10 protein-coding genes are annotated in these 16,180 nt (G+C 48.8%); all 10 read right to left on the reverse strand.

Annotated features, from left to right (window positions below):
• Nucleotides 1-204: 204 nt before the first annotated feature.
• Nucleotides 205-1,749, reverse strand: a complete 1,545-nt coding sequence (guaA, locus tag FN001_RS11610) for a glutamine-hydrolyzing GMP synthase (RefSeq protein ID WP_142411917.1) — start codon at nt 1,747-1,749, stop codon at nt 205-207.
• A 373-nt stretch (nt 1,750-2,122) separates the two neighbouring features.
• Nucleotides 2,123-3,271: a beta-aspartyl-peptidase gene (gene iadA / locus FN001_RS11615; protein ID WP_142411918.1), complete on the reverse strand. Its 1,149-nt coding sequence runs from the start codon at nt 3,269-3,271 to the stop codon at nt 2,123-2,125.
• A 337-nt stretch (nt 3,272-3,608) separates the two neighbouring features.
• A complete protein-coding gene (gene uvrA / locus FN001_RS11620) occupies nt 3,609-6,458 on the reverse strand; it encodes an excinuclease ABC subunit UvrA (protein WP_142411919.1) in 2,850 nt (949 codons plus the stop codon).
• Between the two features lie 280 nt (nt 6,459-6,738).
• Nucleotides 6,739-7,230: a hypothetical protein gene (locus FN001_RS11625; protein WP_117504601.1), complete on the reverse strand. Its 492-nt coding sequence runs from the start codon at nt 7,228-7,230 to the stop codon at nt 6,739-6,741.
• Between the two features lie 106 nt (nt 7,231-7,336).
• Nucleotides 7,337-8,581 (reverse strand): hypothetical protein, encoded by a 1,245-nt coding sequence (locus FN001_RS11630; RefSeq protein ID WP_142411920.1) that lies wholly within the window; start codon nt 8,579-8,581, stop codon nt 7,337-7,339.
• A 337-nt stretch (nt 8,582-8,918) separates the two neighbouring features.
• Nucleotides 8,919-10,592: a 2-isopropylmalate synthase gene (leuA, locus tag FN001_RS11635; RefSeq protein ID WP_118600140.1), complete on the reverse strand. Its 1,674-nt coding sequence runs from the start codon at nt 10,590-10,592 to the stop codon at nt 8,919-8,921.
• A gap of 470 nt (nt 10,593-11,062) precedes the next feature.
• The gene (gene glmM, locus FN001_RS11640) at nt 11,063-12,421 is read right to left on the reverse strand and encodes a phosphoglucosamine mutase (RefSeq protein WP_142411921.1); all 1,359 of its coding nucleotides are present in this window, start codon (nt 12,419-12,421) and stop codon (nt 11,063-11,065) included.
• A gap of 258 nt (nt 12,422-12,679) precedes the next feature.
• Entirely contained in the window at nt 12,680-13,528 is an 849-nt protein-coding gene (rfbD, locus tag FN001_RS11645) for a dTDP-4-dehydrorhamnose reductase (protein WP_142411922.1), read from the reverse strand.
• Nucleotides 13,529-13,601: 73 nt separating this feature from the next.
• Nucleotides 13,602-14,639, reverse strand: a complete 1,038-nt coding sequence (gene rfbB, locus FN001_RS11650; RefSeq protein ID WP_015552506.1) for a dTDP-glucose 4,6-dehydratase — start codon at nt 14,637-14,639, stop codon at nt 13,602-13,604.
• 162 nt (nt 14,640-14,801) lie between these two features.
• Complete coding sequence (gene rfbA, locus FN001_RS11655) at nt 14,802-15,704, reverse strand: glucose-1-phosphate thymidylyltransferase RfbA (protein WP_015552504.1); 903 nt, start codon at nt 15,702-15,704, stop codon at nt 14,802-14,804.
• Between the last annotated feature and the right edge of the window lie 476 nt (nt 15,705-16,180).

Raw genomic sequence — 16,180 nt, forward strand, 5'->3', positions numbered from 1 at the left:
GCACCATCTCGATTCCGCTTCGCTTCATCTCGATGTAGGGCGTTCGCCCTATAGGAATAGAAATCTGTTGTCTGTGGAATGCAAGCATTCCAAGCCATCAATTTTCTATTCCTGCACAGCTCACTTTAGTACCAAAATAGTACCACAAGGCAAAAAACAAGCTCGCAAACGCCCATTTTACTAGGCTTTGCGAGCTTTTGAAAATTATTCGAATTCAATCGTAGCCGGCGGTTTCCCCGTGCAGTCATACAGTACGCGGTTTACGTGCGGCACTTCGTTGACGATTCGGCTTGCAACGGTTCCGAGAACTTCCCACGGAATCTCAGCGGCCTCAGCAGTCATAAAGTCGATGGTGTTTACAGCTCTCAGGGCAATCGCGTAGTCGTAGGTTCTCTCATCACCCATAACGCCTACGGAGCGCATATTGGTCAGGGCTGCGAAGTACTGACCGATATTGCGGTCGATTCCTGCCTTTGCAATCTCTTCGCGATAGATTGCGTCAGCTTCCTGTACCATCTTTACTTTCTCCGGTGTTACGGCGCCGATAATACGGATACCAAGTCCCGGACCCGGGAACGGCTGACGGTATACGAGCTTCTCCGGAATTCCAAGTTCCAGACCGGCTTTACGAACCTCGTCCTTGAACAGGTCGCGGAGTGGCTCGATAATTTCCTTGAAGTCAACGTAATCTGGAAGTCCTCCGACATTGTGGTGGGATTTGATCACTGCGGACTCTCCGCCGAGGCCACTCTCAACAACGTCCGGATAAATTGTTCCCTGTACCAGGAAGTCAACGGCGCCGATCTTCTTTGCCTCTTCCTCGAATACGCGGATAAACTCTTCGCCGATGATCTTTCTCTTTCTCTCCGGCTCCTCAACGCCAGCTAATTTATCGTAGAAACGCTGCTGGGCATTTACGCGAATAAAGTGCAGATCATACGGGCCGTTCGGTCCGAATACTTCCTCGACCTCGTCTCCCTCGTTCTTGCGGAGAAGACCGTGATCAACGAATACACAGGTGAGCTGGTCACCGACTGCCTTTGCGAGCATAACGGCTGCAACAGAAGAGTCAACTCCACCGGATAACGCGCAAAGAACTTTTCCGTTTCCAACCTTCTCACGGATCGCCTTGATGCTGTTCTCGACAAATGCATCCATCTTCCATGTTCCGGCACATCCGCAGACTTCGTAGATGAAGTTGTGGAGCATCTTTGTACCTTCCTGAGTATGAAGAACTTCCGGATGGAACTGGATCGCATATAATTTCTTTTCCGCACATTCCGCAGCTGCAACCGGGCAGTCCGGAGTATGTGCAACGATCTTAAATCCAGGTGCGGCTTTCTCGATGTAGTCATTGTGGCTCATCCAGCAGATCGTCTTTTCGGATACATTTCCGAAGAGCTTGCTTGTCTTATCCACAGTTACTTCGATCTTACCGTACTCGCGTACCGGTGCCTTACATACATGTCCGCCGAGAACATGAGACATCAGCTGTGCGCCGTAGCAGAGTCCGAGTACCGGAACGCCCATCTCGAACAATTCCTTGCTGCATGTTGCAGCGCCTTCCTCGTAAACGCTGTTCGGACCACCTGTTAAGATGATTCCCTTTGGATTCATAGCCTTGATCTGTTCGATCGGAGTCCGGTAGGAGTAGATCTCACAGTATACATGGCATTCACGGACACGACGGGCAACCAGCTGATTGTACTGGCCGCCGAAGTCGATAACAATAATTTTTTCCTGATTCATCGGGTGCCTCCTGAAATATGTGCATGTACTTCTTGATAACTGCCCGGCAATCCGCATCGATTTGTGCCGGAATGCCAGACAGATATAAATTTTCCTATTTGGATCTAATTATAAGGGATTCATGGAAACTTGGCAAGTGCTTTCCCTCAAAACCTGTACTTTAATGAGTATGAAGGGTTACAGTACACGGGCACTCCTTGCCCGCGCACTGTAACAGGATTTTGCCGATGCTTCGCATTCCGAATCGGCAAAATCCACTACCATCACTGTATTGTACGGAATTTTCAGTTCAGAAAATTCCTACCCATGAAAAATAACTATGAAGGTTCCTGTACATAATCAGGTATGTTTGCACCTCGCACAGGCAGCAACATTATTTCTCATACGTTCCCTTTTTAAGGATTTTTCCGTCTCTCATCATAGGTACGCCCATAGCGATCACCGTATCAAGAGAGAGATCTTCATTCATGATCAGGATATCGGCATCACTTTCTTCCTTCACAGCACCCTTTTTCGGATATAATTCCAGAGCCATCGCCGGATTCTTAGTTCCGAGAGCCAGAAGTTCCTCAAAATCCATATTTTCTTCTTTTGCCATGTAGACGATCTGACGGTAGATCGTATCCACATCGGAAACACCGATCTCCACAAGTTTTCCTTCTGCGTCATAGTTAGACCAGCTTCCCTGTCCATCGGAGCTCATGGTCACCTTCTCCATTGGAACGCCTTCTTCTTTCGCTTTCTTGACAGCGTCTGCAACAGAGTGGAACTTGCTTTCAGATTCCCCACAGGTGAGGTCGATCGTTCCGCCCATCTTCGCGAACTTAAACGCATCCTCTAAGAGGTTCGCGTCACGTCCCACGTGAGTCGGCTGAAATGTTTTCGGCGGGATCGAGGTACGCTCTAATGCCTCAAATACCGGTTTTAATGCTCTCTTATCTCCGCCCATGTGAAGGCAGATAAATCCAGGTTTTCCACTCAGCATTCCTGCGGTGCGGACATCACTGGCCAGACGGATCAGTTCCTCTGTCGTGATATTCGGCGCACGGTGATCAGAGATCGCAAGCTTCACTCCAAGGATCTCATCGATAAACATAATGTCCTTGCTGACGCTTCCGGTCACGGTCGTACTCGGATAACCATAGGCTCCGCAGATCGCATAAGCGGAAATTCCCTCTTCTTTCAACGCTTTTACCTTTGCTAAAAGATTCTCCACGCTTCTGCTGATTCCGTCCGTTCCCAAAAGTCCAAGTACAGTTGTAACACCACCCTTGATCAGGCTGGACAGCTGGACCTGCGGTGTCTGAGTGTGGAAGCTTCCTTCTCCGCCGCCTCCGGTCACATGGACATGACGGTCGATAATACCCGGAGTCACGATCTTTCCGGTTCCGTCGATTACTTCACATCCCTCATATTCCGGCAGATGATCCGCAATTCTTTCAATCCTTCCTCCGGCGATCAGGATATCCTTCACTCCGAGATATTCCGGTGCGTAAACTTTTGCATTTTTTACTAACAGCATGGGCTTATTCCTCCTGTGTGATCCCTGTTTTACATAACTGCCCGATAGCAGGAAATTCAGTTCAGACAAACCAGCGTACGGCTGAACTGTAATAGAAATTACTGTCGGGCAATTATGATTTTCTTATTATTTTAGTATAACATACCGCCGGAAGTATTCCAAGTGATGATTCAAAACTTTCATTTCTTTACTCGTTACCGTACACGGGCACTCCATGCCCGCGCACGGTAACAGGATTTTGCCGATGCTTCGCATTCCGAATCGGCAAAATCTGCTGCCACAACTGTATTGTACGGAATTTTCAGTTCAGAAAATTCCTACCCATGAAAAGTAACCTTTACTCGTCTGAACTGGCATCTCCGTTCTCGAGATACCTCTTGACATACTGCCCCGTATAAGACTCCGGAACCTTCACGATCTCCTCCGGCGTTCCTTTCGCGATCACGGTACCGCCGCGATCTCCGCCTTCCGGTCCCATGTCGATAATATAATCCGCGGTCTTGATCACATCCAGATTGTGCTCGATCACAACCACCGTATTTCCACCTTCGGAAAGCTTTCTTAAGATTTCCACCAGCTTATGGACATCCGCGAAGTGGAGTCCTGTCGTCGGCTCATCAAGGATATAGATCGTTTTTCCGGTTCCGCGTCTGGAAAGCTCTGTGGCGAGCTTGATCCGCTGCGCCTCTCCGCCGGAAAGCTCCGTTGAGGGCTGTCCAAGACGGATATAGGAAAGTCCCACATCGTTCAATGTCGCGATCTTTCTCGCGATAGACGGCACGTTCTCAAAGAACTTTAACGCCTCCTCCACGGTCATGTTCAGAACATCGTAAATGCTCTTTCCCTTATACTTCACTTCCAGAGTCTCACGGTTGTACCGCTTTCCGCCGCAGACCTCACAGGGCACATAGACGTCCGGCAGGAAATGCATTTCGATCTTGATGATTCCGTCACCGCTGCAGGCCTCGCATCGGCCGCCCTTTACATTGAAGCTGAACCGTCCCTTTGAGTATCCCTTCGCCTTCGCGTCGGTGGTCGCTGCGAATAGATCACGGATCAGGTCAAACACACCGGTGTAGGTCGCCGGATTCGATCGCGGAGTTCTTCCGATCGGAGACTGGTCGATAGCGATGATCTTATCCAGCTGTTCCACGCCGTCGATTCCGTCGTGGTCTCCCGGGATCGTCCGGGCGCGGTTCAGTTTTTTCGCCAGCGCCTTATAGAGGATCTCGTTGATCAGGGAGCTCTTTCCCGATCCCGACACACCGGTCACGCAGGTCATAATTCCAAGCGGCACATCCACATCAACGTTTTTCAGGTTATTTTCCCTCGCGCCGCGGATTTTGATCCAGCCTGTGGGGTTTCTTCTCTCCTTCGGCACCGGAATTTTGATCCGGCCGCTTAAATACGCACCGGTGATCGATTCTTTACACTTCATGATCTGGGCTGCCGTTCCCACAGCGACCACATTTCCGCCGTGCTCCCCGGCCCCCGGACCGATATCCACAATACAGTCCGCCGCCCGCATCGTATCCTCATCGTGTTCCACGACGATCACACTGTTTCCGAGATCCCGAAGATGTTCCAGCGTTTTCAGCAGCTTATCGTTATCTCTCTGGTGCAGTCCGATACTCGGCTCATCCAGGATATAGGCAACTCCGACAAGTCCGGAGCCGATCTGGGTCGCCAGACGGATTCGCTGTGCCTCGCCGCCGGAAAGGGTACCGGTTGCCCGGGATAAGGACAGATAATCCAGTCCCACATCGATCAGGAAGCTGATCCTCGCCCGGATTTCCTTTAAAATCTGTTCACCGATCATCTTCTGCATTTCAGATAGCTTCAGATCATCGATAAACTCCCTGAATTTTACGATGGACATATTCGTAGCTTCGTAAATATTCAGCCCACCTACCGTCACCGCCAGGGAAGACTGCTTTAAACGCTGTCCGTGACAGGTGGTACACGGTGTGATCCGCATAAAACTCTCGTACTCTGCCTTGCTGGCCTGGGAGAACGTCTCCCGGTAACGGCGGTTTACGTTCTCGATCAGGCCCTCAAAGGCCACGTCGTAAACGCCGGTTCCGCGCTGTCCTGTATAGTGGACCTTTACTTCCTTTCCACCGGTTCCGTAGATCAGGATATCATGGATCTCCTTCGGATAATCTTTAAACGGAGTATCAAGATCAAAGTGATACTCTGCCGCCAGGGCATCCAGAATCGCCCTCGAAAAGCTTCCCGGCTTCGCGCAGGACTGCCAGCCAAGGACGACGATCGCTCCCTCGTTAATACTCAGGGACTTATCAGGGATCATCAGATCCTCATCAAATTCCATCTTATATCCCAGACCGAAACAGTCCGGGCAGGCGCCGAATGGGTTATTAAAGGAGAAGCTTCGCGGCTCCACCTCCTCGATGCTGATCCCGCAGTCCGGGCAGGAAAAGCTCTGGCTGAAGTTGATCGGCTCGCCGCCAGCTACATCCACGATCATAAGACCGTCGGACAGCTTCATCACCGTCTCGATGGAGTCCGTCAGACGCTTCTCGATCCCCGGCTTCACAACGAGACGGTCCACAACGATTTCGATATTGTGCTTGATATTCTTCTCCAGCGTGATCTCCTCAGACAGCTCGTGGAGATTTCCATCGATCATCACGCGGACATAACCGCTGCGTTTCGCCTGTTCCAGAACCTTCTCATGACGTCCTTTTCTTCCACGGACCATTGGCGCTAAAAGCTGGATTTTCGTCCGCTCTGGCAGTGTCATGATCTGGTCCACCATCTGGTCCACGGTCTGTTTCCGGATCTCCCTGCCGCACTTCGGGCAGTGGGGGATACCGATCCTCGCGTACAGAAGACGCATATAGTCGTAGATCTCCGTCACGGTTCCCACAGTGGAACGCGGGTTGCGGTTCGTGGATTTCTGGTCGATGGAGATCGCCGGGGAAAGTCCCTCGATGCTCTCAACATCCGGCTTTTCCATCTGGCCTAAGAACTGACGCGCATAGGAGGACAGAGACTCCATATAGCGTCTCTGTCCCTCCGCGTAGATCGTATCAAATGCCAGGGAGGATTTTCCCGATCCGGAAAGTCCGGTCAGGACCACCAGCTCATTTCTTGGGATATCCAGGGAAATATTTTTTAAGTTGTGCTCGTTGGCACCTCGTATTTTTATATATTGCTTCGGCATTGTGTCTCTCCTCTTTGCCATGTCTGCTTTTGCTTTATCATTCTCACAGAGTTCCGGGACTATACGTTTTCCATGGATTCCGGTTACTGTCCCGTGTTACGGTCAGTATACCACAATTCCATTTTATATGCAAACATTTGTTCGTTTCATATTTTACCACTTTTCATCTGCGCAGACCGTTTCAATCGGCATATCCATCTGTCTTTTCCCCCAAAAACGCGAGAGACCCCGGCAGCTGCCCGCCGGGGTCTCTCTTTATGGGTTTCTATGAAATTCTACATTATCTGTGTGTACTGTTTTTCAGCATTTCCCTGCTACGAGATCTTCTATACGCATATAAATTTAAGACTTCCAGAACTATTGATACAAATTCAGTCGGTAGAAGCAGCATAAACATATGGTACACCGGGATATACGTTATGAAAAGCTGTCGACATATCTTGTATGAGATAAAAGCTATAGGAACTATGAGTAGTATCCATCGTCCGTCTCTACTTCTTAAACTATCGTAAACAGCCAGTGCATATAGAATTTCAAGCACAAATATAATGCATGATACGCTTGAAATATTCGCAACATTACTTGCCAGTACTTCATCGACTAATTCTGGATTTTTTACCAGCTCATTCCAATATTCATATGTAATGACTCCTGCCGGAGGAATATATTCTTTATGTCCGTTTTTCAGAATAAAGCCAATAAAGAATATATTAAACAAAATAACTGTCAAAGATGATAAATAAAAAAATTTGCTTTCTTCATAGCTATTCATTCCCTCCTAATCATATGAGATAATGTAATAGGCACACTTTCTTTTCAATTCAATAAAAACATCGCCGTCATCATCCTTTATATAATCAAGCTTTTTGTGTCCATTCCTACCAGGAAACTTCTACATTATATCCACCATTCTGATCCTTCGTGATCTTATATTTCACGCCATCCGCGTCTGTCACGGTTCCGCTGGTCTTAACCTTACCAGATTCATTGACTACATATGTCTTTCCGTCAACGGTGACTTTCTCGTACTTCATTCCTTCTTCCGCACTCACAAGGCGTCCGTTCTCGTAGAGACTTCCGTCCTTCACACCCGTGAATCCGTCGCCTCTCTTTCCGATACTGCCGGAAGTCGTAAAGTAGAATACTTCGTTGTCATGGTTATCGTCATTGACCACAATCCGTCCGGTCTTCATCTTTCCGTCGCTGTCAAAGTAGAACTTTCTGCCATCACTCAGCTCCACAAGACCTGTCTTCATGCGGCCCTTCTTATCGAAGCAGTAGGTCTCTCCCTTGATCTTCGCTATTCCGTATCCGCAGGCCTCCGTTGTTTTATAGGATGTGGAGTATGCGCGGCCATCTTTAAAGTAGTACCAGTTTTCCTCAGCGTCATCCGGGGATGCCATATATCTCCAGCCGTTCATCTGCTGTCCGCCGCTGCGGAAGTAGCGAAGGGCATTGACATCGCTGTTGGAGAGGTCGTCACGTCCTGTAGATGTGTAATCAGACTCATTTACCCAGCCAGTCAGCATTCTTCCGCTGTGGTCAAAGATATAGGTCTCACCGGAGATCTTCAGCTCACCATCATAAATCAGCTTTCCACTGGAATTAAAGTAATACCAGTACTCACCCCAGTCATCCTCTCTGTCCGCCAGTTTTCTCCAGCCCGTCGTCATAGCTCCGGAATCTTCTAAATGATAGATCTTACCATCGATCTCCACCCAGCCGATATCTAAAACGGAATCCGTAAAGTGGTACCACACGTCATTGATCTGTTTCCAGCCGTTTGTGTACGCCTTTCCGTTTGCTCCGAAATATCTCCATCCGCTTTCGTTCCAGCGGCTGTTGTTGATGTACTTCCATGTGTTTGTGATCATGACACCATTCTCATTTACATAATAAGTATCATCGATCAGGCTGTTTGTCTGCATCACTCCATTGTAATCCATATAATACCATGCATCATTGGAGCATACCCAGTCATTCCGAACGAGGCGTCCGTTGTTGTCATTGTAGTAATACCATTTTCCATTCTGCTGTGACCAGTCCGCAAAGGAGGTCATCGCCATTCCTGCGGTTAAAATCATCGCTGCAACTGCTGCACCTGCAAAATATCTCTTCTTCATAGAAACCCTCCTCTTCTAAATATTTCCGTTTCCGGAATATACTTTTTCACTTTCCCACCGGTTTCCTTTTCATCGTTCCCACGGTGGCTATTTGTTTTCGATATCTCCGTTAGATATCTTTCGTTTTTTGTTTGTACTTGTATTATACAGAAAACTTCCTAAAAACTCTTCTCTTTTTCCTTACATTTCATTAAAAATATGACGCAAAAATGCGGCAAAAACAGGATTGCATTCCCATTTCTGCCGCATTTAAAATTTTCTTATGATTTGCCGCCGGACACTGCAGTTTCTCTTTGCGCCTTATCGCAGCACTGAACGTATATCCGACATTATTATTTTACTCTGCATCTCCAAACAGACGGTTAACTGCACTGAAGATACCTCTTAAGGATGCTCTCGTGATGTTGGAGCTGATGCCGACACCGTATGTCACCTTGCCGGTCTTCTGATCCATCAGGTGGATATAGGAAGCCGCCTGAGCCCCGGAACCGGATGTCAGCGCATGCTCGCTGTAATCGAGAACCTTGATTGAGATACCAAGCTCCTCCTCCAGTCCGCGTTTCACAGCATCGATCGGGCCGTTTCCGACACCCTCAAACTGTTTTGTCTCGCCATGGTCAGAGTAGGTAACAACAGCAACGGTTGTGAACTGGTCTCCGGACTCGAAATCTGTGATCTTACACTTGCGGAAGTGGTACGGTTCCTTGCGGTCGAGATACTCGATGCGGAACTCTTCCATGATCTGATCCGGCGCAACCTCACCCTGCTTCTCTGCGATCTTCTGGATCACATCCGCGAACTCCTTGTGCATGCCGCGCGGAAGCTTGAATCCAAAGAAGCTGTCCATAACGAAAGCAACACCGCCCTTTCCGGACTGGCTGTTGATACGGACCACCGGCTCGTACTCTCTTCCGATATCGGACGGATCGATCGGCAGATACGGAACCTGCCAGATCTCGCTCTTTCTTTCCATAAGCGCATGCATTCCCTTGTTGATAGCATCCTGATGGGAGCCGGAGAACGCAGTAAATACCAGCTTTCCAGCATACGGATGACGCGGATCGATATGCATCTTTGTGCAGCGCTCGTAAACCTCCGCGATCTTCTTGATGTCGCCGATCTCAAGCTCCGGATCGATTCCCTGGGAGAACATATTGTAGGCGATGGTCAGGATATCCACGTTGCCGGTACGCTCACCATTTCCGAACAGGGTTCCCTCAACGCGGTCAGCGCCTGCAAGCATTGCAAGTTCTGCAGCAGCGACACCTGTTCCGCGGTCATTATGCGGATGAACGCTTAAAATGATGCTCTCGCGGTTCTCCAGATGTTTGCTCATCCACTCGATCTGATCTGCGAATACGTTCGGTGTCGTCATCTCGACAGTGGACGGAAGGTTGATGATCATCTTATTGTCCGGTGTCGGACCCCACGCTCTCTGGACCGCGTTGCAGATATCAAGCGCATAGTCCATCTCTGTTCCGGTAAAGCTCTCCGGGGAATACTCCAGGATCACTTTTCCGTCATAATCTTTCATGTACTTCTTTACCATATCGACACCGTCGATTGCGATCTGCTTGATCTCCTCGCGGTCCATATGGAATACAACATCACGCTGTAAAGTGGATGTAGAGTTGTAAATATGCACAACTGCCTTCGGGATTCCCTGAATGGACTCGAAGGTTCTCTTTAACAGGTGATCACGGCACTGGGTCAGAACCTGAACCGTCACATCGTCCGGGATCAGCCTGCGTTCTACGAGCTGTCTTAAAAAGTCAAATTCGATCTGGGAAGCGGCCGGGAAACCGATCTCGATCTCCTTGAAGCCCATCTGCACCAGCATATTGAACATTTCGATCTTCTCTTCAACGACCATCGGCTCTACAAGTGCCTGATTGCCGTCGCGCAGATCCACACTGCACCAGATCGGCGCTTTCTGGATCTCTTTATTCGGCCACTCCCTCTCCGGGTAATTCATGACCGGTACTCTCTGATATCTCTTATAATTCATCATAGTTTCTTTCCTCCGCTTTTCTGATAAAAGTCATTTTCATTCCTGCATTTCATGAATTTTTGTAATCATGCAGTCTTTCCAGGCACTGCAGTTTCCCTCCAGCTTCATAGTCGCAGGCCACGGAGTCGGTAAACCACGCTGTACTTCTCAATTATAAACAATGTTACGCTTTTAGGTCTAACCCCATTTTCATCAGTCCTTTTTTTGTGAAATTCAATCGACGGACGCATTTTCGACCGTCCATTTCCGTTTTTTCATTATATCACTGTAAAAAAGGAATCGCAAGAATCTATGCCATAACATTTAGATATAGGAGATATGCAAATATTGCTGTTCACGCCTTGCACAAACAGTAACTGATTTTGCCGATGCTTCGCATTCCGAATCGGCAAAATCCACTACCACCATATGTAAAATGAGGCAGCGAATTTCCTCACTGCCTCATCGTTCATCTTTTATATTTCAAGCAATCAGCCTTCCACCACATGCCCTTTTTTCTTCAGCACGTCGATCACCTGATCCACATATTTCTCACAGATCTCCGGTGTCTCCGCCTCGACCATCACGCGGATCAGCGGTTCAGTCCCGCTCTGGCGCAGAAGAAGTCTTCCGTCATTTCCGAGCGCCTCGTCAACGGCTTTTCCGGCTGCCTGTACATCCGGGTCGTTTAACGCCGCCGCTTTGTCTGCTACACGGACATTCTTTAAAAGCTGCGGAAGGATCGTAACCTCAGAAGCAAGCTTTCCAAGTGTCTCCTTCTTCTCCAGCATGACTTCCATGATCTTTAAGGAAGTTAAGATACCGTCACCGGTCGTCGCATATTTGCTGAAAATAATATGTCCGGACTGCTCACCGCCGAGACAGTTTCCGGTCTTTGACATGTTCTCATATACATACTTGTCACCGACCGCTGTCTTCTCATAGCCGATACCCTCGCGGTCCAGCGCTTTGTAGAGACCGAGGTTTGACATGACCGTCGTGACAATCTTATTGTTGCGTAAAAGTCCCTGTTCCTTCATGTACTTTCCACAGATGTAGAGGATCAGGTCGCCGTCCACGACATTTCCGTTCTCATCCACCGCCAGGCAGCGGTCTGCGTCACCATCGTATGCAAATCCGACATCCAGGCCTTTTTCCTTCACGAATTTCTGAAGATTTCCGATATGCGTGGATCCACAGTCGCGGTTGATGTTGAGGCCGTCCGGCTGGTCGTTGATCACATAAGTGTCTGCACCGAGGGCATCAAATACGCTCTTCGCAACGGAGGAAGCACTTCCGTTGGAACAGTCGAGACCGACTTTCTTGCCCTTGAAGGATCTCGTCGCAATGGAGATCAGATAGCCGATGTAGCGGTTTCTTCCTGCCGCGAAGTCCTGCGTTCTTCCGATATTTTCTCTCTTTGCAAGCGGGATCTCTTCCATCTCTCCGTCTAAGTACTTCTCGATCTCTGTGATCACGCTCTCCTCGAGCTTCTCGCCGTTGCCGTTCATGACCTTGATGCCGTTGTCATAGTACGGGTTATGGCTGGCAGAGATCATGATCCCGCAGTCGAAATCTTCCGTGCGGATCACATGGGACACGCTCGGAGTTGTCGTCACATGTAAGAGATAAGTGTCCGCTCCGGACGCTGTGAGTCCCGCTGCCAGGGAATACTCAAACATATAGCTGGAACGTCTTGTATCTTTTCCGATCACGACTCTGCAGCGGTCTCCCTTTGCCTGTTTTCCGTAATACCATCCAAGAAATCTTCCGACTTTATATGCATGCTCCACGGTCAGATTTACGTTCGCCTCTCCGCGGAAGCCGTCGGTGCCAAAATATTTTCCCATTCCTCAATCCTCCATGACCCGCGAACCTTATAGAGAACCGGATATTGCCGTTGTCCGATATCCCGGTTCTCTATAAGGTCCGCAGTTTTCTATCTATATACAGATTATGATAATACCAGGGTCAAAAGGTCAGAAATCCGATGCAAGTTTGCCTGCAGGAAGATTTTTGACCTTGGGACCCGCCCAAAACATGAATAAGCAGCCATTTTCCGCAAAAAAAAGAGCGAATTATGAATATTTTTGAGGATTTAATCCCTCCTACCAGGTAATTTCCTTCAGATATCTTGCAACGGCATCCTTCCACTCCGGAAGACGCTCAAAGCCGTTCTGTGTGAGTTTTTCCTTGCTCATACGGCTGTTCATCGGGCGTTTTGCCTTTGCAGCCGGGTACTCATCGGAGTGGACCGGTGTCACCTTGACATCCATTCCTGCTGCACGGAAGATCTCGCAGGCGAACTCATACCAGGAGCAGAGTCCTTCGTTTGTCGCATGGTATCTGCCGTATTTGTCCGTCTGAATCATATCCACGAGAAGTCTTGCGAGGTCGTAAGTGTAGGTCGGGGAACCGATCTGATCGTCAACGACCGAAGCAGCTCCGCGCTCTTTTCCGATCCGGAGCATGGTCTTGATGAAGTTCTTTCCGTTTACGCCGAATACCCAGGCGATACGGACGGTAAAGAATTTCTCGACCAGCTCCTCGACTGCGAGCTCGCCCTCATATTTGGACTGTCCGTAGACATTTAACGGATGTCTCTCGTCATCCGGCTCCCACGGGCGGGTTCCCTGTCCGTCGAATACATAGTCCGTGCTGATGTACATCATCTTGATGCCGAGTTTTTTGCAGACTTCCGCGATGTTTCTCGTTCCGCCTGCGTTGACTTTCATGCACACGTCCACATTGTCCTCAGCCGCATCGACAGCAGTGTAAGCTGCGCAGTGGATCACTGCATCGACATTGGCCTCCGTGATCACGCGGTCACATGCCTCTTTATCGGTGATATCCATCTCAGCGAGGTCCACTCCGATCGGAGTGATCCCGCGTTTTTCCATCTCGTTTACTACGTCATGACCAAGCTGGCCTTTTACACCTGTCACTAAAACTCTCATATCTGTCTGTTCCTTTCGTAAAAAATCAGCCCTGCCCCAGAATCCTCGGTGCAGGGCTGATTTATGATCTTACTTACTTTAAATCTTTACCAAGGCGGTCGCCGTACATATTATCGAAGTAATTGCTGTACTCACCACTTAAGATGTGCTTCCACCAGTCCTCGTTGTCCAGATACCACTGGATCGTCTGCTGGATACCGGTATCAAAGTTGTACTTCGGCTTCCAGCCAAGCTCTGTCTCAAGCTTTGTCGGGTCGATGGCGTAACGTCTGTCGTGGCCCGGGCGGTCTGTTACGAATTTAATGAGGCTCTCCGGCTTATTTAATGCCTTTAAGATCGTCTTAACGACCTCAAGGTTTGTTCTCTCATTGTGTCCGCCGACGTTATAAACCTCACCGACACGTCCGTTGTGGATGATCAGGTCGATGGCCTCACAGTGGTCGGAAACATGGAGCCAGTCGCGGACATTCTCGCCTGTTCCGTATACCGGAAGCGCCTCGTCTGCGAGGGCACGGCTGATCATCAGCGGGATCAGCTTCTCCGGGAAGTGGTACGGACCGTAGTTGTTAGAGCAGCGGGAGATCGTCACCGGAAGTCCGTAGGTTCTGTGGTAGGCGAGAACGAAGAGGTCAGCGCTTGCCTTGGAGGAAGAGTACGGGCTGGAGGTGTGGAGCGGTGTCTCCTCTGTGAAGAAGAGGTCCGGGCGGTCCAGCGGAAGATCTCCGTAAACCTCATCGGTGGAAACCTGATGGTAACGCTTGATTCCGTAGGTGCGGCATGCGTCAAGCAGCGTTGTAGTTCCCATAACATTTGTGCGGACAAAGCTTTCCGGATCTACAACGGAACGGTCAACATGGCTCTCCGCTGCGAAGTTTACAACGATATCCGGTTTCTCTTTTTCGAAGAGGTCGAATACGAATTTACGGTCTGCGATATCGCCCTTTACGAACTTGTAGTTCGGCTTATTCTCGACCGGCTTTAATGTCTCAAGATTTCCGGCGTATGTTAAGAGATCGAGATTTACGATCTGGTACTCCGGGTATTTGTTTACCATATGGTGGATGAAGTTGCCGCCGATAAATCCGGCGCCGCCTGTTACGATGATTTTCATGTGTTTATTTCTCCTTCATGAACATGATCCTGACTGCAAAATTTTCATACAGAAATACACTCAGCTCATGTTCCATCCTTTCCTGTATCAATTCAGAAGCTTTCACTCAAACGCTTTGTGTTTGGGCGTGAGTGCGCTGAAATCCTGCTGTTTCTTTTCGTTTTACTTATCTGCGTGTCCCGGCAGTTTGTCGATATATTTTCCGTCGATAACATCCTTTAAGTACTGGCCATACTGGTTCTTCTTGTAGATCTCGTATGCGGCCATAACCTCTTCCTTGGAGATCCAGCCGTTTGTGTAGGCGATCTCTTCCAGGCACGCGATCTTTCTGTGCTGGTGGGTCTCGATGGTCTTGACGAAGTTTGTGGCCTCAACTAAGGACTCGTGGGTACCGGTATCCAGCCATGTGAAGCCCTGACCTAAGAGTGTTACATCAAGCTCACCGTTCTCAAGATAGATCCGGTTCAGGTCTGTGATCTCAAGCTCGCCTCTTGCGGATGGTTTTAAGTTCTTTGCGTACTCCACAACGCGGTTGTCGTAGAAATAAAGACCGGTTACGCAGTAGTTGGACTTCGGCTTCTCCGGCTTCTCCTCGATAGAGATCGCTTTTCCGGTCTCGTCGAACTCAACGATACCGAAACGCTCCGGATCATCTACATAGTAGCCGAATACGGTTGCGCCTTTCTCCTTCTCTGCGGCTGCGCGGAGACGCTTCTTTAAGCCCTGTCCGTGGAAGATATTATCTCCTAAGATCATCGCAACAGAGTCACCATTGATGAATTTTTCACCGATGATGAACGCCTGGGCAAGTCCGTCCGGGCTCGGCTGTACGGCGTAGGATAAGTTCACGCCGAACTGTTTTCCGTCACCTAACAGTGCCTCGAATCTCGGGGTATCGTCCGGTGTGGAGATGATGAGGATATCTCTGATTCCTGCGTTCATCAGCACGGATAACGGATAATAGATCATTGGTTTATCATAAATTGGTAAAAGCTGTTTGGAAGTTACCTTCGTGAGCGGATACAGTCTTGTGCCGCTTCCGCCGGCAAGTATGATTCCTTTCATATGCTCTCCTTTTCTCATCTGTTTTTTGGCACACTACGCCCTATACTAGGGACATTATAGCATAAGTGACTTATATTTTAAAGGGACTTCCTCTTATAAATCTCTTAAAAAACAGGAAGATTTTTGTTAGTTTTTACAAAATGATGTGCTTTGGAGCCCGCCGAGAGTCCTCCATGCTCCCGCTACCATATTGTCAGTCCGCCCTGTGTCCACATTTTTCACCAGAAAACCGCCCCACTTTTCCATGCTTTCGCTCTCCACCTTGTATTTTACACGCTGTACCCAAAATGCTGGACGCTTTTCCTGATCATGCGATGTATTTTCTTCTTACATACATTGCTCCGTCTGCTGAACAGTCACAATATTTTCCCCATCTTCCGCTTAAAAATCAGAACTTTTCCTAATTGCATAACTTAAAAAAATATGTTAAAACGTGTATTATATTTTTTCTTTACATAGAAAGATCTCCATGTTCT

The organism is Clostridium sp. Marseille-P7770, assembly GCF_902143525.1.
Lineage (GTDB): Bacteria > Bacillota > Clostridia > Lachnospirales > Lachnospiraceae > Pilosibacter.

Coding starts and splice junctions, on each gene's coding strand:
- rfbB (WP_015552506.1), bottom strand. CDS start 14,639: ATGAAAATCATCGTAACAGGCGGCGCCGGATTTATCGGCGGCAACTTC.
- FN001_RS11625 (WP_117504601.1), bottom strand. CDS start 7,230: ATGAATAGCTATGAAGAAAGCAAATTTTTTTATTTATCATCTTTGACA.
- glmM (WP_142411921.1), bottom strand. CDS start 12,421: ATGGGAAAATATTTTGGCACCGACGGCTTCCGCGGAGAGGCGAACGTA.
- guaA (WP_142411917.1), bottom strand. CDS start 1,749: ATGAATCAGGAAAAAATTATTGTTATCGACTTCGGCGGCCAGTACAAT.
- uvrA (WP_142411919.1), bottom strand. CDS start 6,458: ATGCCGAAGCAATATATAAAAATACGAGGTGCCAACGAGCACAACTTA.
- rfbD (WP_142411922.1), bottom strand. CDS start 13,528: ATGAGAGTTTTAGTGACAGGTGTAAAAGGCCAGCTTGGTCATGACGTA.
- iadA (WP_142411918.1), bottom strand. CDS start 3,271: ATGCTGTTAGTAAAAAATGCAAAAGTTTACGCACCGGAATATCTCGGA.
- FN001_RS11630 (WP_142411920.1), bottom strand. CDS start 8,581: ATGAAGAAGAGATATTTTGCAGGTGCAGCAGTTGCAGCGATGATTTTA.
- leuA (WP_118600140.1), bottom strand. CDS start 10,592: ATGATGAATTATAAGAGATATCAGAGAGTACCGGTCATGAATTACCCG.
- rfbA (WP_015552504.1), bottom strand. CDS start 15,704: ATGAAAGGAATCATACTTGCCGGCGGAAGCGGCACAAGACTGTATCCG.